Raw genomic sequence first — 23,849 nt, 5'->3', positions numbered from 1 at the left:
CGTGCTTTCACACGCATATGTCCGTCGCCAAGGAAACTATACCATGAATCAGCCCGTGACCCAGAGGATGATCCAGCCCACGACGTTGAGTATGGGGACAACGGCGCACAGGACCGCGCCCGCGACGCCCATGACCTGGGCGATCGTGCAGGGCATGTCGCGCCGGTAATCCTCGCGCTTGACGCGGCGGGCCAGGCGGAACGCCGCGACGCCCACGAGGACGCCGATGATCTGGACGATGCTCGACGGGACGAACGAGAGCGCCATCGAAACCGCTCCGAGCGCGATGGCGATGTATTCACGCTGCATACCAAACCCCTAACGCCTCGGCGCGGCGCGCATGACCGGACTATGGATAGTATACGCCGTCCGGCAGCGCGCCCGGTCGAGGCGTTTTCCACACCAACTCCCTAAGGCTGTCAGATTTCCGCACGTAAAAGGCCGTTTTTCGCGTTTTTTACAACGATCGCGTAGCGAAACGCTGGAGTTTGGAGCCGCGCGACGCACCGGGCTTGCTGGCGGGCGGCGGAGCCGCTATACCTTCCCTATGGATACGAACCGAGCGCCTTCCGTCATAGTGGTCTCCCACGAGTCCGCGCTGCGCGGCATCCGCTTCGCGCGCTGCCGCTACGCCGCCCTCCCCTGGCGGCCGCTCTCCGCGCGCGAGGTGCGCGACGTCATGGCGCGAGCCCGCGCGAGCGAGCGCTCGGTCGACTTGGATGAGCTCGCGCGCCATGGGTTCTGCCCGGGCAACGAGGACACCCGGCGGGTGCACCTCCTCGCCTCGAGCTCGGCATCACGCCGACGCAGCGAGAACGTTTCCATCCACACCATGGGCGTGAGCCCGCGCGGCGCGACCCTCCTCGAAGCAGCTCCCGGCATCTTCTCGGTGTCGGTGGAGCTCGCCTTCATCCAATGCTGCGCCACGCTGTCGTTTCCCAAGGCGCTCGCCTTGGGCTATGAGCTGTGCGGCACCTTTTCCATGTGCGAGCACATCTCGGATGGTCGCCCCGACGAAGACCGGGCAGACTCATCTGGATACCTGGAGACGGAGTCCGCCACCACGGTCGCCGCCCTTGCCCGAGTCGCCGAGCGCTTGCCCCGGACACGCGGCGTCAAGTTGGCCCGATCGGTCATCGCGCACCTGCTTGACGGCGCGCGCTCCCCCATGGAGGCGATTGTGGCGGGAATGTTCCATATGCCGATCTCCCGAGGAGGCCTCGGGATAGGAGAAATGCAGCTCAACCGCCGGATCGATTTCAACCGACTCGCCTCAAACGCTTCAGGAATGCCCTATACCATCTGCGACGCGTTCATCCCGAGCGCACGGGTAGATCTTGAGTACAACGGCGGCTATCACGCCGAAACCGTCTCCCGCATACATGACGAGAATCGGAACCGGGGGCTCAACGCCCTCGGTATAACCGTCATCGCGCTCAACCACGACACGCTTCGCGATGTCGAAGCGCTCGAGGCCGTTGGCAGTACGATCTTTCACCGCGCCAAGATGAGATATAGGGATCGTTCACGGGAGGGCGCAGCGCGGCGCGTGCGGTTGCTCAACGGCATGCGCGAGGCGTTCGGGCTCAAACCGTGCTGACGGATATGCATCAGCGCCCGCAACAGAGCCCGACGAAACCAAGCTGGCCATTTTTTCCAGATTTGTGACATGCATCCAGCGGAAATCGGGGTGGGGTTGCTCCAGAGCTGGGATAACCACGCCGTCTATCAGGGCGGTGAGCGAAGCACACCCCCATATTCCACATAACGTGTCACAAATCTGGAAATAATGGCCACCCCGCCCCGTTGAGGCGAGGCATCGGGACCAAAAGCAAAGCGGCTCGCACGCTACGGTGCGAGCCGCGCAACGTCATGGGTATATGACCGGCCGGGACCTACGATACCAACCGATGGGACGATGCAGTGCTTCCTAGCACACGCCCTGCGCCATCATGGCGTCGGCGACCTTGGTGAAGCCGGCGATGTTGGCGCCCATCACGAAGTTGCCCTCGTGGCCGTACTCACGCGCGGTGTCGTCGACGTTGTGGAACATGCCGCGCATGAGGCTCTCGAGCTTGCCGTCGACCTCCTCGAACGTCCAGGAGAGGTGCTCGGCGTTCTGGCTCATCTCGAGGCCGGACACGAGCACGCCGCCGGCGTTCGCGGCCTTGCCGGGCATGAAGGCGACGCCGTGCTCCATGAGGTAGGTGGTGGCGTCCGGCGTGGTGGGCATGTTCGCGCCCTCGCCGACGACCTTGCAGCCGTTCGCCACGAGCGCCTGCGCGTCCTCGAGCAGCAGCGTGTTCTCGCGCGCGCAGGGCAGCGCGACGTCGCAGGGCAGCTGCCAGACGCCGCGGCCGTCACCCTCGTGCCAGGTGGCACCCGGGCGCTCGTCGACGTACATCGCAAGGCTCACGCCGGCATCGTGGCCGGAGCGCTTCTTGTTGTAGATATGCTCAAGCACCTGGTAGTCGATGCCCTCGGGGTCCTCGACCCAGCCCTTGGTGTCGGAGCAGGCCACCACGGTGCCGCCGAGCTGCGCGACCTTCTGGATGGCGTAGATCGCCACGTTGCCGGAGCCGTGGACGACGACCTTCTTGCCCTCGAAGGAATCGCCCTGGCTCTTGAGGTACTCGTCGACGAAGTACACGAGGCCGTAGCCGGTGGCCTCGGTGCGCGCGAGCGAGCCGCCGAAGGAGAGGCCCTTGCCGGTGAGCACACCGGACCACTCGTTGCGGAGGCGCTTGTACTGGCCGAAGAGGTAGGCGACCTCGCGGCCGCCCACGCCGAGGTCGCCCGCCGGGACGTCGGTGTTGGGGCCGATGTGGCGCGAGAGCTCGGTCATGAAGGACTGGCAGAACGCCATGACCTCGCGGTTCGACTTGCCCTTGGGGTCGAAGTCGGAACCGCCCTTGCCGCCGCCCATGGGTAGCGTGGTGAGCGCGTTCTTGAAGATCTGCTCGAAGCCGAGGAACTTGAGCATGCCGAGGGTGACCGTGGGGTTGAAGCGCAGGCCGCCCTTGTAGGGCCCAATGGCTGAGTTGAACTCGACGCGGTAGCCGCGGTTGACCTGGACCTTGCCGGAATCGTCAACCCAGGGCACGCGGAACATGATCACGCGCTCCGGCTCGACGAGGCGCTCGAGCAGCGACGCCTCCTCGTACTCGGGGTGCGCATCGAGGGCGGGCTGGAGGGTCTCCAGCACCTCGGTGGCAGCCTGGATGAACTCGGGCTGATCGGCATAGCGGGCCTTGAGCTCGTCGATGACACGCTCTGAATAGGTCATGATGCTCCAATCTGAATCGAAACGGATACCCTGCGAGGCGGATGTGCATAAACCCGCCCATCGTACCTGCCGCATTGTACCGCAGCGATTTTTCGGCCTCGCCGCGTCATCAACGTGTAACGTTTCCGAAACGAGCGGGCAAGCGGCGCGGCGCGGCAACCCGCTTCACGGAGCCTCCATCTCTTATGTTGACGTTTTGTCATAAAGATTCAATGAATTATCCTTCTCAGCTGGCATTTCGAAACCGAGCGCCCGCGTGCCGCCGCAGGCCGCATCGCCCAGCTGCGCCGCAGGCCGCATCGCCCGGCCGCGCCATACCTATCTTGCCCATACGGAGAGGAGCCGCATGAATCCCGTTCGCATGCTCTGGTGCCGTGCCTACCAGACCTGTTTCCGCCTCGCGATCCCACTTCTGCCCTATCGCGAACCCAAACCGCTCGGATCGTTCGAGGAGACGGCCGAGCTCCTGCACGAGAAGGGCATCCGCCGCGTGCTGCTCGTGACCGACGCCACCATCATGCAGCTCGGGCTCCCCCGCCCGCTCATCCGGGAGCTTAGCGCGCGCGGCATCGAGGCGAGCGTCTTCGACGAGGTCGTGCCGAACCCCACCATCGCAAACGTCGAGGCGGCGCGCGAGCGCTACCTCGCCTACGGCTGCGAGGCGATCATCGCCTTCGGCGGCGGCTCGGCCATGGACTGCGCCAAGGCGGCCGGCGCGCGCATCGCCCGCCCGCGCAAGCCCGTCAAGCGCATGCGCGGGATCCTCAAGGTGCTCGCTCCCCTACCGCTCCTCATCGCCGTGCCCACCACCGCGGGCACCGGGTCGGAAACGACGCTCGCCGCCGTCATCACCGACGGCGAGACGCACTACAAGTACCCCATCAACGACTTCGCGCTCATCCCGCGCTACGCCGTCCTCGACTACCGCACCACGCTCGGCCTGCCGCCGCACATCACCGCGACGACCGGCATGGACGCGCTCGTGCACGCGGTCGAGGCCTACATCGGGCGCTCCACGACGCGCGACACGCGCGCCAACGCCATCCAGGCGGTGCACGAGATCCACACCTACCTGCTGCGCGCCTACCGCGACGGCTCGGATGCTGAGGCGCGGGAGCACATGCTCCACGCCGCCTATCGCGCGGGGCTCGCGTTCACGAAATCCTACGTGGGATACGTGCACGCCGTGGCGCACTCGCTCGGCGGGCAGTACGGCATCGCGCACGGCCTCGCGAACGCGGTGCTGCTCCCCTACGTTCTGGAGGAGTACGGCGCGTCCTGCGAGCACCGCCTCGCCAACCTCGCGCGCCGCGCCGGCGTGGTCCCGGGTGCCATGAACGACCATGATGCGTCGACCGCGTTCATCCAATGGGTGCGCGAGATGAACGCCGCCATGCGGATCCCGACGAAGCTCGCGGGCATCCGCGATGAGGACATCTCCGAGATGGCGCGCCACGCCGACGCCGAGGGCAACCCGCTCTACCCCGTCCCGAAGCTCATGGATGCGCGCGAGCTCGAGCGCCTGTATCATCTCGTGCAGGAACGCGGGGAGCGCGATGCGGCCGATGCGGCAGCACAGACCCGCGACGCGCACGCTACCCCGAGCGCGACCGCCGCGCCCCGCGCCGGCCTCACCCGCGGGCTGCGCCGCATCGTGCGCGCCGCGCGCCGCCGCGTCGGCCGCATCGCCCATCGCGCCCACCGCACCATCCGCCACTAGGAGCATGAGGAGCATCATGACCATCGCAGATACCGTCGAGCGCTGCCGGGCGCACTTCGCCACCGGCGCCACCATCCCCGTCGAGGCCCGCATCGAGGCGCTGCGCGCCCTCGAGCGCGCGATCGTCGAGAACGAGGACCGCATCAACGAGGCGCTCCGCGTGGACCTCGGCAAGTCCGCGACCGAGAGCTACATGTGCGAGGTGGGCATGACGCTCGCCGAGCTGCGCTACCAGCTGCGCCACGTCCGCCGCTGGGCACGGCGGCACCGCGCGCGCACCGGGCTGGCGAACTTCCATGCCAAGAGCTTCACCATCGCGGAGCCCTATGGATGCGTGCTCATCATGAGCCCGTGGAACTACCCGTTCATGCTCACGATGGAGCCGCTCGTGGGCGCGATCGCCGCCGGCAACTGCTGCGTGGTGAAGCCGAGCGCGTACTCGCCCGCCACGTCCGCCGTGATGCGCGACATCATCTCCTCCAGCCTCGAGCCCGGGCTCGTGAGCGTCGTGGAAGGCGGGCGCGCGGAGAACGCGGCCCTGCTCGACGAGCGCTTCGACTACATCTTCTTCACCGGCAGCGTCGCGGTGGGCACGCTCGTGATGCGCAAGGCCTCCGAGCACCTCACCCCCGTCACGCTCGAGCTGGGCGGCAAGAGCCCCTGCGTCATCGCGGCGGACGCGAACCTCAAGGTCGCCGCCGCGCGCGTGGTGTTCGGCAAGTACCTCAACTGCGGCCAGACCTGCGTGGCGCCCGACTACATCCTCGTCGACGAGCGCGTGCACGACGAGTTCCTCAAGCTCGTGCGCGCGCAGATCGAGGAGATGTTCGGGGCCGCTCCGCTCGACAACCCGCAGTGGGGCAAGATCGTGAACCGCAAGCACTTCGACCGCCTCATGGGGCTCATCGACCCCGCGAAGGTCGTCGTGGGCGGGCAGGCGAACGCCGAGACGCTGCAGATCGCCCCCACCGTACTCGGCAGCGTGACGGAGGATGACGCGGTCATGGGCGAGGAGATCTTCGGCCCCATCATGCCCATCATCACCTACCGCGACGTCAAGGAGGCCGAGGCGTTCATCAAGCGCCGCCCCAAGCCGCTCGCCTGCTACCTCTTCACGCGCGACGCCGCGCTCGAGGACCGCTTCCTGCGCCACGTGCCCTTCGGCGGCGGCTGCGTGAACGACACGATCGTGCACCTCGCCACGAGCTCCATGGGCTTCGGCGGCGTGGGCGCGAGCGGCATGGGCAGCTACCACGGGAAGAAGAGCTTCGACACGTTCAGCCACGAGAAGAGCATCCTGAAGAAGTACCTCTGGATCGACCTGCCCATGCGCTACCAGCCCTACACGGCGGCGAAGGACAGGCTCATCCGCACGTTCCTGCGCTAGCGCGAGGGCGGGGGCGGGCGATGTGGACGCGGAGCGAATCGCGCGGCGCGGCGGTTGCCCAGCCCCCGAATAACCCGTATAATGCTGCGTCGGACGCACGGGACGTGGCGCAGTCTGGTAGCGCGCGTGCTTTGGGAGCACGATGCCGCAGGTTCGAATCCTGTCGTCCCGACCATATGCGGGCGTAGTTCAATGGTAGAACCCCAGCCTTCCAAGCTGATGACGCGGGTTCGATTCCCGTCGCCCGCTCCAGGAACCACTGCAGGTCAGGCAACGCAGCGTGCCTGGCCTGCTTTTTGCTGGCCTGCTTTTTGGTATGCACCGGCTTCGGCTGCTCCGCGCAAGAGGACGGGCGCTATACTGGTTGCTTCGGATGGGCGCGGCGGCGCGCGCATCGCGGCCTCGAGTGGAGGGATGGGACATGGCGCAAGGCGCTTCGATACGGGAGCGGGTCTCGAGCGCGCTCGGGGGCGTCCTCTCGCACGAGGAGGCGCTCATCGCCGCGGACACCCGCCGCGACCTGCGCAACATGCGCGAGAGTCTCCGCTTGCTCGCGCTCGTGCTCGTCGTGTCCGCCGCCATGGGCGTTGTCGCCTGGGCCTTCCTCACCTCGCTCGACATCGTCACGGGCATCCGGGAGCGCCACATCGCCGCCTTCCTCCTTCTGCCCGTGGTGGGCGTCGCGACCGCCTGGGTGTACCGCACGCACGGCAAGCTGGCGTCGCGCGGCAACAACCTCGTCATCGACAGCGCGCTCACCGGCACCCCCGTGCCCGCGCGCATGGCTCCCCTCACCTTCATCTGCTCCGTCGCCACGCACCTGGCGGGCGGCTCCGCCGGTCGTGAGGGCACAGCGGTCCAGATAGGTGGCACGCTCGCCGACAACACCGCCCGTGCGGCGCGGCTCGGTGCGCGCGACCACCAAGACCTCATGCTCGCCGGCATCTCGGCCGCCTTCGGCGCCGTCTTCGGCGCGCCGCTCGCGGGCACGTTCTTCGGCATGGAGATGTGCTACGTGGGCAAGCTGAACTACAGCTCGGGCATCTACTGCCTCATCGCCTCGTTCACCGCCGACGGCGTCGCGCGCGCGATCGGCTGCGCGCACGCCTCGTACGCCATTGGCGCCGTGCCCGCGCTCGATGCCCGCACCGTCGCGGCCACCGTCGCGCTCGCGATCGTGTTCGGCCTCATCGCCCGCCTGTTCTCGCTCGCCATCCGCACCGTGCGCCGCGTGCTCGCGAACCGCATCACGAGCTACCTGCTCGCGGCGCTCACGGGCTCGCTCGCGCTGATCGCGGTGTACTTCCTCTTCGGCCTCCAGCGCTACGCGGGACTCTCGACCTGGCTCGTCGAAGCCGGCTTCTCGGGCGACACGACCCTCGCCGACCCCTTCATCAAGATCGCGCTCACCGCGCTCACCCTCGGCACGGGCTTCCAGGGCGGCGAGGTCACGCCGCTCTTCGGCATCGGCGCCTCGCTCGGCGGCGCCCTCGCGGCGCTCGTCGACCTGCCCTGCGGCTTCGCGGCCGCGCTGGGGATGCTCGGCGTCTTCGGGGCCGCGCTCAACGTGCCCATCACGACCATCATGCTCGGCGTCGACCTCTTCGGCGGGGCGGCGATGCCCTACTACGTCATTGCGTCCTTCGTGAGCTACCTCGTCGCGGGGCACCGCGGCGTCTACCCCGCGCAGCGCATCATCACGCCGAAGCGCCGCTCGCTCGAGGGCGACGCGAACGCCACCGTCGCCGACGCCATCGCCCGGCACGACCGCCTCGAGGACGGAGATGCGTAGGGCTGGCGGTTGCGCGATAATGGATGCGATGCCGCACGCGACCGACGAGGAACCACATGGATAGCCAAACGACCACGGCGAGCCCGCTCGGGCGCACGCTCATCATCGCCAACCCCGCGTCCCAACTCGGATCGGGCGGGCGCGCGGCCGAGCAGCTGCAGCGCTTCCTCGCCCTCTACCACCACGACCGCGATTCGTTCGAGCTCGTCTACACCGAGCGGCCGCGCCATGCCATCGAGCTCGCGCAGGCGGCCCGCGGCTTCGACGCGGTGCTCGCGCTCGGCGGCGACGGCATCGTGCACGAGGTGGTGAACGGCCTCATGGCCATCCCCGCGGCGGAACGGCCCGCCATGGGCGTCGTGCCCGTGGGCTCGGGCAACGACTTCGCCCGCACGCTCGGGATGCGCGACTTCACAGGCGATGGGTTCGGCCGCTACCTCACCTGCGAGCGAATCCCCTTCGATGTGGGCAGGCTCGCGCTGCGCGACGCGGACGACGGACCGGCCGCGACCGAGTACTTCATCGAGACCTTCTCCTTCGGGCTCGACGCGGCCGTGGCGATCGGCACCTACGAGCTCAGGAACGTGACGAAGCTCACCGGCGGGGCGCTCTACATGGCGAGCGGCGTCGACGTGCTCGCCCGGCGCTTCCAGCCCTACCCCGCGCGCATCGCGCTCGACGGCGGCGAGCCCGAGCGGCTGCGCACGTTCATCGTCGCGGTGCAGCTCGGCCCCACGTACGGCTCGGGCTTCCGGATCTGCCCGGACGCCGACCCCACCGACGGCCGCTTCGACGTGTGCATCGCGAGCGGGCGGGCGACGCGCGTGACGGCGCTCGCGCTGCTGCTCCGCGCCAAGAACGGCCACCACGTGGGCTCGCGCTACATCCGCTTCGCCCGGGCACGCCGCGTCGACATCGAGCTCGAGGGCGCGGGCTACCCCATGCAGGCGGACGGCGAGCAGCTCTCTGCCACGCGAATCGGCATCGAGATCCTGCCCGGCGCGCTCACCGTGCTGCGCCCCATCGACCCCCGGTAGGCAAAAGGGGTTGAAAGGAACACGTCCCCAACCAACCCATGGGTTCGTTGGGGACGTGTTCCATCCAACCCCTTTTTGCGGTATGGGGCTACGGCTCGATAGCGCCTACGCGCGGGCGCGCGGCCTTAGATGGCGTCGAGCGCCTGCGCAACGTCGTCGATGAGATCCTGCGTGTCCTCGATGCCGCAGGAGAGGCGCACCATGTCGGGGGCGACGCCCGCGGCCTCGAGCTCGGCATCCGTCATCTGGCGGTGCGTGGCGTTCGCCGGGTGCAGCACGCAGGTGCGCGCATCGGCCACATGGGTGGCGATCTGCGCCACGTGGAGGTTCTTCATGAACTCCTCCGCCGCCGCGCGGCCGCCCGTGAACCCGAAGCTCACCACGCCGCAGCAACCGTTCGGCAGGTACTTCTGGGCGAGCTCGTGCCACGGGTCGCTCGGCAGCCCGGGGTACTTCACGAAGCGCACCTTGGGGTGCTCGACCAGGAACTCGGCCATGGCCTGGCCGTTCTTCACATGCTGGGGCATGCGCACGTGCAGGCTCTCGAGGCCCATGTTGAGCAGAAACGCGTTCTGCGGGCTCTGGATGCAGCCGAAGTCGCGCATGAGCTGGGAGGTCGCCTTCGTGATGAACGCGCCGCCCTGGCCGAATTTCTCGGTGTACACGACGCCGTGGTAGGTCTCATCGGGCGTGGTGAGGCCGGGGAACTTGTCCGCGTGCGCCTCCCAGTCGAAGTTGCCGGAGTCCACGATCGCGCCGCCCACGGCCGCGCCGTGCCCGTCCATGTACTTCGTGGTGGAATGCGTCACGATGTCCGCGCCCCACTCGAAGGGACGGCAGAGGATGGGCGTGGGGAACGTGTTGTCCACGATGAGCGGCACGCCGTGCGCGTGCGCCGCCGTGGCGAAGCGCTCGATGTCGAGCACGTCGAGGGCGGGGTTGGCGATGGTCTCGCCGAAGACGGCCTTGGTGTTGGGCTTGAAGGCGGCCTCGAGCTCGGCGTCGGTGCAGTCGGGCGCGACGAACGTGGTCTCGATACCCATGCGCTCGAGCGTGTGCGCGAGCAGGTTGAACGTGCCGCCGTAGATCGCGGAACTCGCGACCACGTGGTCGCCGCAGCCGGCGATGTTGAAGACGGCGAAGAAGTTCGCCGCCTGGCCGGAGCTCGTGAGCATGGCGGCCGAGCCGCCCTCGAGCTCGCAGATCTTCGCCGCGACGTAGTCGTTCGTGGGGTTCTGCAGGCGCGTGTAGAAGTAGCCGGACTCCTCGAGGTCGAAGAGCCTGCCCATGTGCTCCGAGGTATCGTACTTCCACGTGGTGGACTGATAGATGGGAACCTGCCGGGGCTCGCCGTCACCGGGGCGGTAGCCGCCCTGCACGCACGTGGTTCCGATATGCTCTGCCATGGGTGGGCCTCCTTTGGTCGCCGGGCGCCCGCGCGGGCGTCGTGCCGCGCCGCGCCGTTATCGAACCTGTACAGGATACCGCCGTTGCGCCGCGACGGGCCGCCGCGCAGCGCATTTTACAAAGATGGCTCCCGGAAGCGGGGCATGGCGCCGATGCGCCCGGTCCGCGCGGCACGGCAGACGGAGCCCTGAGGTGATGCGAGCCACACCTATCGCCACCACGCCTGCGCGGGCGCGGAGATTGCTACAATGGCATCCGCACGGCACCGCGACGCCGCGCAGCCCACCGAACCGAGAGGAGCCCCATGACCACGTCTGACATCCAGTCCCGTTCCGACGACCTCGCCCGCACCGCTGTCACCCTCCGCGCCGAGCGCGGGTTCAACTGCGCGCAGGCGGTCGCGTGCGCGCTCGCGCCCGAGGTCGGCGCCGACTTCGAGGCGTGCTATCTGCTGTCCGAGGGATTCGGTGCCGGCATGGGCGGGCACCAGGAAACGTGCGGCGCCATCTCGGGCGCGGTCATGGCGCTGAGCCACCTCAACAGCTCCGGCACCGAGACGTCCGGCACGACCAAGGTCGCGACGTACCGCCTGGTCCACGAGCTCGTGCAGCGCTTCGGCGAGATGAACGGCACGACCCGCTGCGCCGAGCTGAAGGGCATCGGGTGCGACCACGACCCCCTGCGCAGCTGCCCGGGGTGCATCGAGGATGCCGTGAGGATCGCCGTCGACATCATCGCCCGCCGCGAGCCCGCGGAATAGCGAGCCGCTAGACCAGGCGCACCACCCCGCATGCAGGAAACGCGGGCCCGCCCGCATTAGAACTCGGCGAAATGCGGGGCGCCGGCGCGGGCATCCTGCTTGCCCGCGAACCGCTCGGTGAGCGCCGCGAGGAACGGCCCCTCCTCCCCCGCATGGAAGGCGAGCTCGAGCGTGACGTCCTCGGCGTACACCGCGTCCGCGACCTTCGCGCCCGCGACCTCGGCCATGTGCCGCACCTGCTCGAACGCGGCGTAGGGCACGCGCACCTCGACCGGGGTCACCATGGTCATCTCCACGATCGCGCCCGCGGCGCGCGCCTCGTCGATGGCGGCCTGGGCGGCGGCGGTATAGGCGCGCACGAGCCCGCCGGGGCCGAGCAGCGTTCCGCCGAAGTAGCGCGTGGTCACGCAGCACACGTCGCGCAGCTCCGCGCCGCGCAGCACCTCGAGCGTCGGCATGCCGCTCGTGCGCTGGGGCTCGCCGTCGTCGCTCGCCCGCTCCCGACCATCGGCCAGAATCCACGCGGGGACGTTGTGGCGCGCATCGAAGTGCCGGGCGCGCACGGCGGCGATGTGCTCGGACGCCGCCGCCTCGGACTCGACATGCACGAGCTGGGCTATGAAGCGGCTCTTGCGGTCAACGACCTCCGATACCGCCTCATACCCAGCCCGCAGGGTCAGATAGCGCTCGGCATCCACTAGGAGTTCTTCATCACGATGGTATCGACGGTATCCGCGACGTGCTCGCAGTAATCGACGCAGTACTCGAGGAAGGAGTAGATCTCGTGCCACGTGAACACGACGAGCGGGTCGGTGCACGTGGTGTGCAGCTCGCGCATGGCGTGCATGTACAGCGCGTCGGCCTCCTCCTCGATGCTGTTGAGCTCCACGACGTAATCGCGCAGCTTCTTCGACTTCTTGAACTGCGCCAGCTCGCCCACGACCTCGCGCATCACCTTGCAGCCGCGCACGATCATCTCGACCATGCGCAGCGCGTCGGGGCGCATCTCGCGGACATTGTCGAAGTAGAGCCGATGCAGCACGCCCTCGATGCGGTCGGTCACGGTGTCGAGGTAGTCGCTCAGCATCGCGATGTCCTCGCGCTCGATGGGCGTCACGAACGCCGTGACGAGCGCGTCCTGGATCTCGTGCTTCTTCTCGTCGGCCGCCTGCTCGATCGCGTGCATCTCATCGATCCGCTCCTCGAGGGCATCGGGATCGAAGTCATGCGCGATCTGGGACAGCAGCTCGGCCGCCTGGCACGAGTAATCCGCGCATGTGCAGAAGGCGTCGAAGTAGAACGCATCGTTTTTCCTGGCCAAGATATCCTCCCATACGTCGTGAGCTCGCTATGAACCGCGCCCTTCGGCGCTCCACGTCTATGCTTGCGAGGTCTAGAACACCATCATGAACAGCTTCGCCATGACGAAGCTGATGAGGCCGCACCCGGGGAACGTGAACACCCACGTGAGCATCATGTCCTTGACCACCGAGAAGTTGATGGCCGAGAGGCGCTTCACCGCGCCGACGCCCATGATGGCGCTCGTCTTGGTGTGGGTCGTCGAGACGGGAATGCCCGTGAGGGTGGAGAGCAGAATGCAGACGGCGCCGGCGAGGTCGGCCGAGAAGCCCTGGAACGTCTCGAGCTTCACCATGTCCATGCCCACGGACTTGATGATCTTCTCGCCGCCCACGCTCGTGCCCACGCCCATGGTCACGCTGCAGAGCAGCATGAGCCAGATGGGGATCACGGCGCCAGCGAGCTCGGGCTGGCCGTTCACGAACGCCACGCCCAGCAGCAGTACGCCGATGAACTTCTGGCCGTCCTGCGCGCCGTGCATGAAGCTCATGGCGGCGGCACCGAAGATCTGCATGTACTTGAACGCCTTGTTCGTGCGGCGGCGATCCATGTCCCTGCAGATGATGGTCAGCAGCTTGCAGATGCCCCAGCCGAGCGCGAAGCCCAACACGAGGCTCAGCACGAGGCCGTAGATGACCTTGATCCACTCCGAGCCGTTCACGCCGTCGAGGCCGCCCTGGACGGCGAGGGCCGCGCCGGTGAGGCCGGCGATGAGGCTGTGGCTCTCGCTCGTGGGAATGCCGAAGATCGATGCGCCCACGCTGTAGACGACGATCGAGAACAGCGCCGCGCACAGCGCGATGAGCGCCATGTGGGCGTTCGAGCCGAAGTCGACCATGTTCGAGATCGTCGAGGCGACGGACGAGTTCACGATCGTCATGATGAGCACGCCGAGGAAGTTGAAGACGGCGCTCATGATGATCGCGGGCCGGATGCTGATGGTACGCGTGGTGACGGCGGTCGCGATGGCGTTCGGCGCGTCGGTCCAGCCGTTCACGAAGATGACGCCGAGCGTGAGCAGGACCGTGACGGCCATGATGGGATTCGAAAGCACCTGGCCGACGAACTGTGTGAAAGAAACGTCCAAGAAGGTCTCCCCCAACCAAGGGCGCACCGCGCCCGGAGGTAACATCCCCGCTATTTTACCGTTTCGTTACATGAAAGTGATGCTTGGATGGCGATTATCTGCGCAATGTAAGGCGCATATGCATAGAAGAGGCTCATGAGCTGCGGAAACGCGCAATGGCATGAAAACATCTTACGAGAGCTTTACATTTCCCTGATGTTGGCCGTAAGAAACGGGCATGGAACCGCCAAGGGCGCGCCCGCACGGCGCGGGGCGGCAACGAAAGGGCGAAGCGGGCCGATAAGCCGGGTTCTGTCGGGGACGGTCATTTATCTTGGCGGACGCGTTGCCGCGCCGCTCTTCGCACGCCACCCGGGCGCAGGCCGGGCCGGCCTATCGCGCCCCTATTCGCGCTTGCTCCGGATGGGGTTTACCAAGCCGCCGCGTCGCCGCGACGCTGGTGGTCTCTTACACCACCGTTTCATCTTTTCCCTTTGCGCGCCGAGTCTGCACGCAGGTGGGAGTCTTCTTTTCTGCGGCACTTTCCGTCGGGTCGCCCCGCCTGGCCGTTAGCCAGCATCCTGCCCTGTGGAGCCCGGACTTTCCTCACGCGGGCACCGGGCGAGCCCGATCCCGCGCGCGACCGCCTGGCCCGCTTCGCAGGGGGTATTGTAGCACGCGGCACGCGTATCCGGCGGGCGGCGTCAAACGCCCATCACGAAAACGGGCGACCCGCCGCATGGCAGGCCGCCCGATGGGGTCGCACTCGCCGACCCCGGCGCATGGCGTGCAGGGTTTACGCCATGATCTTCTTGAAGAGCTCCACGACGGTATCGTGGTCGGCCTCGCGCGGGTTGCCCGGATAGCAGGCGTCCGCGAGCGCGTCGTCGGCGATGCGGTCGAGCTCGTCGGCCTTGATGGCCTCGCAGACCTTCGGGATCTCGACGTCCTCGGAGAGCTGGCGCACCGCGGCGATGGCGGCGTCGGCGGCCTCGTCCGTGGTCATGCCCGTGGTGTCCACGCCCATGGCGACGGCCACGTCGGCCAGGCGGTCAGCCACGACGGGCTTGTTGAACTCCATGGCGATGGGCAGGAGCATGGCGCAGGCGACGCCGTGCGGGGTGTCGTAGTGGGCCGAGAGCGTGTGCGCCATGGCGTGGTCGATGCCCAGGCCGACGTTCGAGAAGCCCATGCCGGCGATGTACTGGCCAAGGGCCATGGCCTCGCGGCCGCTGCCGGCCTTGCCGCTCTTCGCCTCGGCCACCGCGTCGCGCAGGTTCTTCGAGATGAGCTCGATGGCCTTCAGGTGGAACATGTCGGACATCTCCCAGGCACCCTTCGTGGTGTAGCCCTCGATGGCGTGGGTGAGCGCGTCCATGCCCGTCGCGGCGGTGAGGCCCGCGGGCATGGTGGCCATCATGTCGGGGTCGACGACGGCGACGACGGGCATGTCGTGCGGGTCGACGCACACGAACTTGCGCATGCGCTCGGTGTCGGTGATGACGTAGTTGATCGTCACCTCAGCGGCGGTGCCGGCCGTGGTGGGGACGGCGATGATGGGCGCGCAGGGGTTCTTCGTGGGCGCGGTGCCCTCGAGCGAGCGCACGTCCTCGAACTCGGGGTTCGTGATGATGATGCCGATGGCCTTCGAGGTGTCCATCGAGGAGCCACCGCCGACGGCCACGATGCAGTCGGCACCGCACGCGCGGTAGGCCTCGACGCCGTGCTTGACGTTCTCGATCGTGGGGTTCGGCTTGATGTCCGAATAGAGCTCGTAGGCGATGCCCGCCTCGTCGAGCAGGTCGGTCACCTTGGTCGTGATGCCGAACTTCACGAGGTCGGGGTCGGAGGCGACGAACACCTTCTTGAACCCGCGCGCCTTGATCTCGTTCGGGATCTCTGCGATGGCGCCGGAACCGTGATACGAGGTCTCATTGAGCATGAAACGCTGAGCCATGGTGGCTCCTTCCTTTGGCCTTACGGCCAGACGACGATAGGGACAGGTGCAGCCGTGCAGCAGCGCCCGACAGAGCCATGGTAGCACCGGATTCGCCCCTGCGCGGCGACGGTTCGGAAATGAGTCCGGGGGCGGCGGGACCGCGGCCGTCGGGTACAATGCCCGGTGATACCCGTTCCATCGTCGAGAGGAAGCAGCCATGTCGTTCAGCGAGCTCACCCGCGCGCGCTTCTCGTGCCGCGCCTACCAGGACCGCCCCGTCGAGCCCGAGGTGCTCGACGCCATCGTCGAGGCGGGGCGCATCGCGCCCTCCGCGCACAACAACCATCCCACCCGGCTCATCGTGTGCGACACGCCCGAGCTGCGTGAGAAGGCGGCCCGCGCGGCTGTGCGCTTCGAGCGCGAAGGCAGCGTCTTCGGCGCGCCCATGGTGCTCATCGCCTGCGCCGTCGAGGAAGAGGCCTGGGTGCGCAAGCCGGACGGCATGAGCTCCGCGCTCATCGACAGCTCGATCGTCGTGGACCAGATGATGATGCAGGCCACGGAGCTCGGCCTGGGCACCTGCTGGGTGTGCATGTTCGACCCGGACGTCGCGCGCCGGGAGTTCGGCCTGCCCGCGGGCGTCCTCCCCGTCTCCAGGCTCACGCTTGGCTATCCCGCCGAGGAAATCGCCGCGCCCGAGAAGCGCGCCGCGCGCTGCATCGCCCGCGAGGACTTCCTCCTCTAGAGAGGACGGTGCGCCCGGGCGCACTGGTCGCATCGCACCCGATAGCAGCGGGCCGCCTCGCACCGAACGCGATGCAAGGCGGCCCGTTCCGTCCTATCGGTCCCGCTGCGCCGGGTGCGCGCGTCGAGCGCCCGCTACAGCCCCATCTCCTGCTTGAGGCGGGCGAGCTCGTCGTCCACCGCGGCGGTGGAACCCGCCTCGGTGTACTTGCGCTCCAACTCGGCGGCGGAATCGGCCGGCTTGGCGTTGAGCTCGCTCATGGCGTTCGAGCGGTCGAGCATCTCGTTGGCGCGCGCCTCCATGCGGTCGAACGCGCTCATGGCCGCAGCGGCTCCATCGCCCGCGGAGCTCACGGCGTTGACCTTGTCCTGCGTCTTGGCGACGGCGACCTTCGCCTTGATGGCCTCGCGGCGACCCTTGAGCGTCTCGATGTCGGAGACGAGCTTGTCATGCATCTCGCGCATCTTGGACGCGTTGCCGTGCGCCGCCTCCGCCGCCTGCGCCAGGCTCTCGCCCTTGGCGACGAGCTGCTGCTTCTTGGCGAGGAACGTGCGGGCATCGTCCTCGTTGCCCGCCTTGAGCGCCCGGCGCGCGAGCTCGTCGTACTTCGCGACCTCGGCCTCGTTCTCCTCGACCAGGCGGCGCGTGCGCGTCTCCTCGGCCATCACGCCGGCGGTCTCCCTCTTGACCTCGGCGAGCGACTCGGTGAGGTCGCGCAAGTACTGGTCGACCATCTTCGCGGGATCCTCCGCCTTATCCAGCAGGTCGTTGATGTTCGCCTTGATGATGTCGGCGAAGCGATCGAGCATTCCCATGTTGCACTCCTTCGAACTCACGCCGGTGCGCCCGGCCGCGTGGTGCCCCTACACCGTCTCTCCCCTTGTACCCGCTTCGCGCGGCGCGCTCAGTCGTCGCCGGACGTGTCGGAATACTTCTTCTCCAAATCTTCCAGATCGGAGTCTCCGAAGCTCTCGAGCGGCGTGTTCAGCACGTCCTGCATGCGCTTCGCCTCGCGCTCCTTGGACGCGCGGTACTTCTTCACGCCCGTGTACGCGAGCGCGGCGACGATGACCACCGCGGCGCAGATGGCGACGTACACCACGGGCGAGGTCGTCTTGGACATGATGCGCTCGCCCGTGTCCTCGAAGGCGCGTGCGAAGATCTCCTCTTCCGAGAGCGACATGTCCGCGTAGTAGCGGTCGAGGTAATCGGCGAGGATGCCGACCGCCTCGTCGTCCATGACGGTCTTGGCCTGGCTGCCCACGGCATAGCCGCAGTTGAACGAGCCCTGGCCGTCGTCGCAGAACACGAGGAGGAAGTGCGCCTCGTCGTCGAAGAGCTCGTCATAGAGCTCGTTGGCCATGTTCCCCAGCTCGGTGGGCGAGGTCACGCTGCCGTTGGGGAGGATGTAGACGAACGGCTCGACGCCCGTCTCGTCGTAGAACGCGCGCATGCCGCGCTCGAGCGCGGACGCGTCATAGATCCAGCCGCCGTCCTCGTCGCGGTAGTGGGTCGAGGTGGTCTGCGCGGCGCCGGCGGGAAGCGGCTCGCGCGCGACGGTCGATGCGGCGATGTCCGTGCTGAACAGGCTCGAGCTGCACGAGGTGACACCGCTGCCCAGGATGCCGAAGAGCGTCGTGAGCAGCAGTATGACCGCGATGAGGGCGATGACCGAGCCGCACCCACAGCCGCCACCCGAGCCGTTACCGCCGGATCCGCCGGTTCCGCGCCCCGATCCGGAGCCGCGCCCGAGGCCGTAGCCGGCCATGAACGGCCAGAAGCTCCCGCCGCCGACGTGCACGTGCGGGCGGGGCGGGCGGAACCCGCCGAAGCCGCCGCCGAAGCCGCCCGGGCCGCCGGCGCTCCTCCCGTGTCCCCCGCCTCCGGAGAACCCGCCGAACGAGCGACCGCCGCCCGAGAACCCGCCGCCACGGCTCCCGCCGCCGGACCTTCCGCCGCCAGACCTGCCCATGGTGCTCCTTCCAACCTGAGCGCGAGCGCGCTATCACTGCCCTGTATTATGCCAGAGCGCCCGGACAAGATGCCCGGCGCCGAGCCCTGGCAGGCATGAGTCAATCGAACCCGTCCCCAATGACTCAATGAGTCAAATGAACCCGTCCCCAATGACTCAAAAAGCCCCGACGGGGGTCGGGGCTCTTCAGGTGAATCGAATTGTCGGGGCAGGCCCTAGTCCAGGTCGTCCACGCCGAAGTTATCGAGCGGCGCGAAGGGGTCGGCGACCGGCGCGGGCTCCGGGGCGGGAGCGGGCGCGGCGACGGGCGTCGCGGCGGGAGCCGACAGGGGCGCGCTCGCCGCGGAGCCGACGGGCGTCGCGGCGGCCATGAGCTCGGGCGGGAAGGAGTTCTGCGCGTCGTCCATGAAGTGCTGCAGGAGCTTGAGGTACTCGGCCTTGAAGTCCTCGCGGGACGCCTTGAGGCGGTCGATCTCCTTGAGCTCCTCCTGCTTCTCCTGGAGCGCCTGGCGGATGACCTCGCGCGCCTTGGCGTCGGCCTCGCTGCAGATGTGGTCGGCGTTCTGCTGCGCCTCGGCCACGATGGCGTCGGCGGTCTGCTGCGCGGCGATGAGCGCCGCGGAGATCTGGCGCTCGGACGCCGAGACGCCGGGAGCGGGCTGCGCGACCGGCTCGGGAGCGGCGGGCGCGGGGTTCGCGGCGGCGAGCTCGAGCTGGGCCTGCGCGTCGGCGAGCTGAGCCTCGGTCGCGGTCAGGCGGTTCTTGAGGTCGTAGATCTTCTGCAGCATGGCGTCGACCTCGGAGGCGAGGCGCTCGAGGAACGCATCGACCTCGCCGGGGTCATAGCCGCGGCGAGCCTCGGAAAACAGCTGCTTCTGGATCTCTTCAGGTGTGATGGGCATATGGACTACTCCTTAACCTTCAAAGCAGGCGCTGTGCCATACCCGGCACGTTCTACATGATTATACCTATTACCAGCTGGGATACGAGATTCAACGCAATCACCGCAATTACGGGCGAGAAATCGAGGCCGCCCACGGGCGGGATGAAGCGCCGGAAGAAGCCCAGGAACGGCTCGCAGAGCGACTGGAGCACCATGCCGATGTCGTACACCAGGCTCCCCTCGCGGATGGGGAACCACGAGAGGAGGATGTAGATGAGGATGAGCATCTCATAGAAGTTCACGAGCGTCGAGATGAGCTGCGCGATGGAGTACGCGTTGAGCGTGAGCGTAGGAATGGGAAACACCCCTTGCGTCGTCTTCGGGCGCGAGGAGGGCGCCCGAGATGGCCTATCGTTATGAACCGGTTCGGTACGCTACTTGAGGTAGCCCGCCGAGCGGAGCTTCGCCACGTCCGAGTCCTTGACCTCGCAGCCGGCGGGAAGCACCATGAAGACGCGGTCGCCGACCTCCTTGACCGAGGCGCCGAGCCCGCAGGCGAACCCGTAGCTGAAGTCGAGCACGCGCTTGGCGATCTCGGTGCGGACGCCCACGAACACGAGGGCGACCGGCTGCTTCGTGCGCACGCGGCGCACGACGGTCTCGACGTCGTCATAGCTCTCCGGGCGCAGCACGTACGCCGGGAGCTGGGCGGTCGCGTTCATGATGGAGCTCGCGCGCTCGTCCACCGAGGAGGCGGCGGGAGCCGCGGCGACGGCCGCATCGCGCTCGCGGCGCGTGGCCGCATAGCTCGACGGCGTGTCGTAGGCGCCGGGACGGTAGGACTCCTGCCCGCGCGCGGGCGGGTTGTATGTCGTCGCATGGCGGTCCGCGTCGCCCACGAGCTGGCCGGACCTCGTGTACACCGCGACAGACTCGGCCTCGCCGCGGTGCGTCTGGCCGAGCAGGCCGTTCGAGGGCTGCTCGTCGCGCTGCGCGCGGCCGGTGTCGTAGCCCTGGTACCCGCCGCCATCCACGGCCTGGAACTCGTCTTGGTAGTCGTCGCCGTAGTAGTCGTCGTATCCGTCTTCCCCGGCATAGGCGTCATGGCCGTACGAACCCTGGTTCTGCCCGAAGGGAAGCTTGCTCTTGATGTCGTCTAGGAAGCCCACGTGTCCCAACCTCTCTCTGCATGTTGCGATTCGTGCCTGTTCGCAGGATGAGTTGCTCGTTTTCGCCTATTCTAGCTCAAAGGCGGGGTTGAAAACTACCCTGCCCAGGCGCACGAGCGTCGAACCTTCCAAGATGGCCGCCTCGAAGTCCTCGCTCATGCCGCACGAGAGCTCCGAGAGGTCACATGCCGGGTAGGCGGCGGCAAGCTCGTCGCGCAACTCGCGCAGCCCCCGGAACGTGGCACGGGCGATGCTCTTATCCCCCCGGGGCGCCATGGTCATAAGCCCCTGGAGCCTGATTCCATGAAGTTCGCTCAAGCGCGGGAAGGCGGCGCGCAGCTCGTCGGCCGTGAAGCCGGACTTGGACGCCTCGCCCGAGATGTTCACCTCGATGAGCACGGGCTGGGCGCTCGCGAGCTCGCCTGCGGCGAGGCGGCGCTCCGCGCGGGACGAGATGGCCTCGGCGAGGTGGAGCGAGCTCACGGAATGGATGCGGGCGGCCCGCCCGAGCACGGCGTTGATCTTGTTCGTCTGCAGGTTGCCGATCATATCGAAGCGGACATCCGGCAGCCCCTCCACCTCGCCGAGCGCGGCGAGCTTGCGCACGAGCTCCTGAGGCCGGTTCTCGCCGAAGAGCCGGTACCCCGCCTCGATGGCGGCGAGCACCTGGGGCACATCGACCGTCTTGGAGACCGCCATGACCTGGACGCTGCCCGGGGCGCGCCCGGCGCGCTCGAGCGCCGCGTCGACGCGCGCCATGATCTCGTCGCGGCGACCGCGGATAGCAGCAAGGTATTCGTCCATCTTCGCACCCTCCCAGATATGTCGGCGAGCCGGCGGGCGCGGTGCGCGGCAGCGTGGCCGCGCCGCCCGATGCCGGCGCGCATGCAGCTCAATAGTAGCGCAGGAGCAGCCGGCCAGGCCGCGCGCACGCGCCCCGTCATGCGATGCGCACCATTCGCGCGGGCGCCTCACGCGCGTCGCCGCAAGTACCCGCCCGAGGCGGATCAGCCCGCAGCCCGGTCGAAGAGCACGGCCACGGCGGCGTGTCGGCCGCAGGTGCCGCCCTCCGCGCGATAGGAGTAGAAGCGGTCGTTGAGCCGCATCGTGGAAAGCCCGGTGTCCACGATCGAGGCCGCGGGAACCCCCTCCTCCGTGAGCGCCTGCACGATGCAGCGCGACAGATCGAGCAGGCGCGGGCCCGCCGGGTGCACATCGTGGAACCGCTCCTCGAAATGGCTGATGAGCTCCGGGGAGACCTCGTATTCGTCGCCCAGGATATGGGGGCCGATGTAGGCGCGCACGTCCCGCACGGATGCGCCCGCCTCGTGCGCGAGCATCCGGGCGGCCTTGCCGGCGATGCGGGCGTACGTGCCCTTCCACCCCGAGTGGACGACCGCGAAGCCGCCGGGCGCCACGAGCACGACGGGCACGCAGTCGGCAAAGCAGAGCATGACGGGTACGTCGGGCGCGGTGCAGACGATGCCGTCCGCGCCCCGGGAAATCTCGGCGCGCACGCGCTCGAGCTCCGCAGCGCTCGAGCTGCGGACGATCGCGACATGGTCGCCGTGCACCTGGTTGGGCATGAGGAGGCTTGGGGCGGCGCGCCCCGCACCGAGGGCGGCGAGCACTCGGAGGCGGTTCTCTGCGACGGCCGAGGCGTCGTCGCCCACATGGCCGCCCAGGTTGAGCGACGCGAACGGGGGCTCGGACACGCCACCCGTGCGCTCGGTGAACCCGAAGGCCACCGCCCCTGCGCGCCCGCCCACCATCGTCACGCCACCGCGCTCCATACGCTCGAGCCCGTCCATGCCGCCTCCTCGTCCATCGTCGCCTCTCGCCCCCGAAGCCCCGGCCGCACGACTCGGCACGCATCGGGTACGGGGGCGCACCCCTGCATGGTACCCCGCTCCGCCCGGGAGGCGCGGCCGGTGCCCGAGATGGGATAAACACCGCACATGCCCGGCCGCCTGCGCCCGGAACGAAAAAGCGCCCCGGAGGAATCCGGGGCGCATGATGTCGCTCTACGTGCGAGGGCGCGCGACCTAGAAGTTCCCGCGCTTCAGGAAGTCGGGCAGCTCGAACTGGTCGTTGCCGAAGTTCGGCACCTCGGTGTCGCCGATGCGGCGCGTCGAGGAGGTGCTGTGCGCGGGCTCGGGCTCGCTCTTCTGCGCCGGCGCGTTGAACAGGCGGTCCTGGCGGTTCACGTTCGCGTCGGAGAAGCCGGTGGCGATGACGGTGATGCGCACCTGGTCGCCGAGCGACTCGTCCACGACGGTACCGAAGATGATGTTCGCCTCGGGGTCGACGGCGTTCGCCACGAGGTCGGCGGCGTCGTTGATCTCCTGGATGCCCAGGTCCTTGGAGCCGGCGATGGAGAGGAGCACGCGGGTGGCGCCGTCGATGGAGCTCTCGAGCAGGCGGCTCGAGATGGCCTGCTGCGCGGCGTCCACGGCGCGGTTGTCACCGGACGCGGTGCCGATGCCCATCATGGCGGTACCGGCCTGCTTCATGATGGTCTTCACGTCGGCGAAGTCGAGGTTGATGATGCCCGGCACGGTGATGAGGTCGGTGATGCCCTGGGTGCCCTGCGAGAGCACACCATCGGCCGTCGCGAAGGCCTCGAGCATGGTGGTCTTCTTCTCGGCGATGTCGAGCAACTTGTCGTTCGGGATGACGATCATGGTGTCGACGCACTCGGAGAGGGTCTTGATGCCCTCCTCGGCGCTGGCCTTGCGCTTGCGACCCTCGAAGGTGAAGGGCTTCGTCACGACGGCGACGGTGAGGGCGCCGATCTCGTTCATGGCGATGTCGGCGACGATCGGCGCGGCGCCGGTGCCCGTGCCGCCGCCCTCGCCCGCGGTGATGAAGACCATGTCGGCGCCGGCGAGCGCCTCCTGGATGTCGTCGCGGCTCTCATCGGCGGCCTTGCGGCCGATCTCCGGATTCGCGCCGGCACCAAGGCCGCGCGTGAGGTCGGTGCCGATGTGCACCTTGATGTCGGCGTCCGAGATGGCGAGCGCCTGCGCGTCGGTGTTGATGGCGACGAACTCGACGCCGCGGATGCCTTCCTCGATCATGCGGTTGACCGCGTTGGTTCCGCCGCCGCCGACGCCTACCACCTTGATGACGGCAAGGTAATTGCTGATCTCGCTCTCGTGCATGTCGGTCCTCCGAACTCGGACTGCCTTGTGGGAACTCTAACGTTCAAGTACACGTTAAACGTCGAGGTAAATCGGCATATCTTTACACAAAAACGGGGGTTTAGTCAACTTTTGCGCAGATGAAATGTGGAGGCCGCGGGATATGCGCAGGTCATCGAGGAGG

General features: G+C 67.9%; 22 protein-coding genes, 2 tRNA genes and 1 other RNA gene. 9 read left to right on the top strand and 16 right to left on the bottom strand.

Annotation, left to right across the window (positions count from 1 at the left end):
- Window positions 1-48: 48 nt before the first annotated feature.
- Window positions 49-309: a hypothetical protein gene (locus B5G02_RS03750; RefSeq protein ID WP_094335239.1), complete on the bottom strand. Its 261-nt coding sequence runs from the start codon at window positions 307-309 to the stop codon at window positions 49-51.
- A gap of 238 nt (window positions 310-547) precedes the next feature.
- On the opposite strand from B5G02_RS03750, the gene B5G02_RS03745 reads away from it, so the two are divergent.
- Window positions 548-1,600: an endonuclease domain-containing protein gene (locus tag B5G02_RS03745; protein WP_241146157.1), complete on the top strand. Its 1,053-nt coding sequence runs from the start codon at window positions 548-550 to the stop codon at window positions 1,598-1,600.
- A gap of 330 nt (window positions 1,601-1,930) precedes the next feature.
- Here B5G02_RS03745 and gdhA read toward each other — a convergent pair whose 3' ends face one another.
- Window positions 1,931-3,286 carry an NADP-specific glutamate dehydrogenase gene (gdhA, locus tag B5G02_RS03740; RefSeq protein ID WP_094335238.1) on the bottom strand — a complete coding sequence of 452 codons (1,356 nt, stop codon included), beginning with the start codon at window positions 3,284-3,286 and terminating at the stop codon, window positions 1,931-1,933.
- A gap of 346 nt (window positions 3,287-3,632) precedes the next feature.
- Here gdhA and B5G02_RS03735 point away from each other — a divergent pair, with 346 nt between their 5' ends.
- The 6 genes from B5G02_RS03735 (at window position 3,633) to B5G02_RS03710 (ending at window position 9,222) form a co-directional block, all read left to right on the top strand.
- A complete protein-coding gene (locus B5G02_RS03735) occupies window positions 3,633-5,006 on the top strand; it encodes an iron-containing alcohol dehydrogenase (RefSeq protein WP_094335237.1) in 1,374 nt (457 codons plus the stop codon).
- Between the two features lie 16 nt (window positions 5,007-5,022).
- Window positions 5,023-6,393, top strand: a complete 1,371-nt coding sequence (locus B5G02_RS03730; RefSeq protein WP_094335236.1) for an aldehyde dehydrogenase — start codon at window positions 5,023-5,025, stop codon at window positions 6,391-6,393.
- Between the two features lie 98 nt (window positions 6,394-6,491).
- Window positions 6,492-6,568: transfer RNA gene (locus tag B5G02_RS03725), tRNA-Pro, on the top strand.
- Window positions 6,569-6,571: 3 nt separating this feature from the next.
- Window positions 6,572-6,645: transfer RNA gene (locus B5G02_RS03720), tRNA-Gly, on the top strand.
- A gap of 169 nt (window positions 6,646-6,814) precedes the next feature.
- Window positions 6,815-8,185 carry a chloride channel protein gene (locus B5G02_RS03715; protein ID WP_094335235.1) on the top strand — a complete coding sequence of 457 codons (1,371 nt, stop codon included), beginning with the start codon at window positions 6,815-6,817 and terminating at the stop codon, window positions 8,183-8,185.
- 56 nt (window positions 8,186-8,241) lie between these two features.
- On the top strand, window positions 8,242-9,222 hold the full coding sequence (locus B5G02_RS03710; RefSeq protein ID WP_094335234.1) for a diacylglycerol/lipid kinase family protein: 981 nt from the start codon (window positions 8,242-8,244) through the stop codon (window positions 9,220-9,222).
- Between the two features lie 125 nt (window positions 9,223-9,347).
- Here B5G02_RS03710 and B5G02_RS03705 read toward each other — a convergent pair whose 3' ends face one another.
- Window positions 9,348-10,628, bottom strand: coding sequence for an O-acetylhomoserine aminocarboxypropyltransferase/cysteine synthase family protein (locus B5G02_RS03705; protein ID WP_094335233.1), 1,281 nt, complete (start codon window positions 10,626-10,628; stop codon window positions 9,348-9,350).
- A gap of 305 nt (window positions 10,629-10,933) precedes the next feature.
- On the opposite strand from B5G02_RS03705, the gene B5G02_RS03700 reads away from it, so the two are divergent.
- Complete coding sequence (locus B5G02_RS03700) at window positions 10,934-11,389, top strand: C-GCAxxG-C-C family protein (RefSeq protein WP_094335232.1); 456 nt, start codon at window positions 10,934-10,936, stop codon at window positions 11,387-11,389.
- Between the two features lie 56 nt (window positions 11,390-11,445).
- Here B5G02_RS03700 and B5G02_RS03695 read toward each other — a convergent pair whose 3' ends face one another.
- The 5 genes from B5G02_RS03695 to fucO form a co-directional block, all read right to left on the bottom strand.
- Window positions 11,446-12,087, bottom strand: a complete 642-nt coding sequence (locus B5G02_RS03695) for an IMPACT family protein (protein WP_094335231.1) — start codon at window positions 12,085-12,087, stop codon at window positions 11,446-11,448.
- Window positions 12,087-12,710, bottom strand: a complete 624-nt coding sequence (locus tag B5G02_RS03690) for a DUF47 domain-containing protein (RefSeq protein WP_094335230.1) — start codon at window positions 12,708-12,710, stop codon at window positions 12,087-12,089. Before B5G02_RS03690 ends, B5G02_RS03695 begins: the two co-directional genes overlap by 1 nt.
- A 72-nt stretch (window positions 12,711-12,782) precedes the next feature.
- Entirely contained in the window at window positions 12,783-13,835 is a 1,053-nt protein-coding gene (locus B5G02_RS03685) for an inorganic phosphate transporter (RefSeq protein ID WP_019238689.1), read from the bottom strand.
- Window positions 13,836-14,099: 264 nt separating this feature from the next.
- An RNA gene (rnpB, locus tag B5G02_RS03680) (RNase P RNA component class A) lies at window positions 14,100-14,473 on the bottom strand.
- Window positions 14,474-14,610: 137 nt separating this feature from the next.
- Window positions 14,611-15,771 carry a lactaldehyde reductase gene (gene fucO, locus B5G02_RS03675; RefSeq protein WP_019238690.1) on the bottom strand — a complete coding sequence of 387 codons (1,161 nt, stop codon included), beginning with the start codon at window positions 15,769-15,771 and terminating at the stop codon, window positions 14,611-14,613.
- Window positions 15,772-15,970: 199 nt separating this feature from the next.
- On the opposite strand from fucO, the gene B5G02_RS03670 reads away from it, so the two are divergent.
- Window positions 15,971-16,498 (top strand): nitroreductase family protein, encoded by a 528-nt coding sequence (locus B5G02_RS03670; protein ID WP_019238691.1) that lies wholly within the window; start codon window positions 15,971-15,973, stop codon window positions 16,496-16,498.
- Between the two features lie 134 nt (window positions 16,499-16,632).
- Here B5G02_RS03670 and B5G02_RS03665 read toward each other — a convergent pair whose 3' ends face one another.
- The 8 genes from B5G02_RS03665 to ftsZ all read right to left on the bottom strand — a co-directional run bounded on the left by B5G02_RS03665 (window position 16,633) and on the right by ftsZ (window position 23,686).
- Window positions 16,633-17,313 (bottom strand): PspA/IM30 family protein, encoded by a 681-nt coding sequence (locus B5G02_RS03665; RefSeq protein WP_019238692.1) that lies wholly within the window; start codon window positions 17,311-17,313, stop codon window positions 16,633-16,635.
- An 89-nt stretch (window positions 17,314-17,402) separates the two neighbouring features.
- Window positions 17,403-18,470 carry a sporulation protein YpjB gene (locus B5G02_RS03660; protein ID WP_094335229.1) on the bottom strand — a complete coding sequence of 356 codons (1,068 nt, stop codon included), beginning with the start codon at window positions 18,468-18,470 and terminating at the stop codon, window positions 17,403-17,405.
- A gap of 215 nt (window positions 18,471-18,685) precedes the next feature.
- Complete coding sequence (locus tag B5G02_RS03655; protein ID WP_019247059.1) at window positions 18,686-19,372, bottom strand: DivIVA domain-containing protein; 687 nt, start codon at window positions 19,370-19,372, stop codon at window positions 18,686-18,688.
- 52 nt (window positions 19,373-19,424) lie between these two features.
- Complete coding sequence (locus B5G02_RS03650) at window positions 19,425-19,718, bottom strand: YggT family protein (protein ID WP_019238695.1); 294 nt, start codon at window positions 19,716-19,718, stop codon at window positions 19,425-19,427.
- 69 nt (window positions 19,719-19,787) lie between these two features.
- Window positions 19,788-20,522, bottom strand: a complete 735-nt coding sequence (locus B5G02_RS03645) for a cell division protein SepF (protein ID WP_019238696.1) — start codon at window positions 20,520-20,522, stop codon at window positions 19,788-19,790.
- Between the two features lie 66 nt (window positions 20,523-20,588).
- Entirely contained in the window at window positions 20,589-21,326 is a 738-nt protein-coding gene (locus B5G02_RS03640; RefSeq protein WP_019238697.1) for a YggS family pyridoxal phosphate-dependent enzyme, read from the bottom strand.
- Between the two features lie 203 nt (window positions 21,327-21,529).
- Window positions 21,530-22,333, bottom strand: a complete 804-nt coding sequence (locus tag B5G02_RS03635) for a polyphenol oxidase family protein (RefSeq protein WP_019238698.1) — start codon at window positions 22,331-22,333, stop codon at window positions 21,530-21,532.
- Window positions 22,334-22,567: 234 nt separating this feature from the next.
- Window positions 22,568-23,686, bottom strand: a complete 1,119-nt coding sequence (ftsZ, locus tag B5G02_RS03630; RefSeq protein WP_019238699.1) for a cell division protein FtsZ — start codon at window positions 23,684-23,686, stop codon at window positions 22,568-22,570.
- Between the last annotated feature and the right edge of the window lie 163 nt (window positions 23,687-23,849).

It is taken from the genome of [Collinsella] massiliensis (genome assembly GCF_002161605.1).
Taxonomy (GTDB): Bacteria; Actinomycetota; Coriobacteriia; order Coriobacteriales; family Coriobacteriaceae; genus Enorma.
This window is presented reverse-complemented; position numbering and strand designations above follow the sequence as displayed.

Bases quoted from the DNA above. Each gene is read 5' to 3' on its own strand.
- B5G02_RS03750 (WP_094335239.1), bottom strand. From the start codon at position 309: ATGCAGCGTGAATACATCGCCATCGCGCTCGGAGCGGTTTCGATGGCG.
- B5G02_RS03745 (WP_241146157.1), top strand. From the start codon at position 548: ATGGATACGAACCGAGCGCCTTCCGTCATAGTGGTCTCCCACGAGTCC.
- gdhA (WP_094335238.1), bottom strand. From the start codon at position 3,286: ATGACCTATTCAGAGCGTGTCATCGACGAGCTCAAGGCCCGCTATGCC.
- B5G02_RS03735 (WP_094335237.1), top strand. From the start codon at position 3,633: ATGAATCCCGTTCGCATGCTCTGGTGCCGTGCCTACCAGACCTGTTTC.
- B5G02_RS03730 (WP_094335236.1), top strand. From the start codon at position 5,023: ATGACCATCGCAGATACCGTCGAGCGCTGCCGGGCGCACTTCGCCACC.
- B5G02_RS03715 (WP_094335235.1), top strand. From the start codon at position 6,815: ATGGCGCAAGGCGCTTCGATACGGGAGCGGGTCTCGAGCGCGCTCGGG.
- B5G02_RS03710 (WP_094335234.1), top strand. From the start codon at position 8,242: ATGGATAGCCAAACGACCACGGCGAGCCCGCTCGGGCGCACGCTCATC.
- B5G02_RS03705 (WP_094335233.1), bottom strand. From the start codon at position 10,628: ATGGCAGAGCATATCGGAACCACGTGCGTGCAGGGCGGCTACCGCCCC.
- B5G02_RS03700 (WP_094335232.1), top strand. From the start codon at position 10,934: ATGACCACGTCTGACATCCAGTCCCGTTCCGACGACCTCGCCCGCACC.
- fucO (WP_019238690.1), bottom strand. From the start codon at position 15,771: ATGGCTCAGCGTTTCATGCTCAATGAGACCTCGTATCACGGTTCCGGC.
- B5G02_RS03670 (WP_019238691.1), top strand. From the start codon at position 15,971: ATGTCGTTCAGCGAGCTCACCCGCGCGCGCTTCTCGTGCCGCGCCTAC.
- B5G02_RS03665 (WP_019238692.1), bottom strand. From the start codon at position 17,313: ATGGGAATGCTCGATCGCTTCGCCGACATCATCAAGGCGAACATCAAC.
- B5G02_RS03660 (WP_094335229.1), bottom strand. From the start codon at position 18,470: ATGGGCAGGTCTGGCGGCGGAAGGTCCGGCGGCGGGAGCCGTGGCGGC.
- B5G02_RS03655 (WP_019247059.1), bottom strand. From the start codon at position 19,372: ATGCCCATCACACCTGAAGAGATCCAGAAGCAGCTGTTTTCCGAGGCT.
- B5G02_RS03640 (WP_019238697.1), bottom strand. From the start codon at position 21,326: ATGGACGAATACCTTGCTGCTATCCGCGGTCGCCGCGACGAGATCATG.
- B5G02_RS03635 (WP_019238698.1), bottom strand. From the start codon at position 22,333: ATGGACGGGCTCGAGCGTATGGAGCGCGGTGGCGTGACGATGGTGGGC.
- ftsZ (WP_019238699.1), bottom strand. From the start codon at position 23,686: ATGCACGAGAGCGAGATCAGCAATTACCTTGCCGTCATCAAGGTGGTA.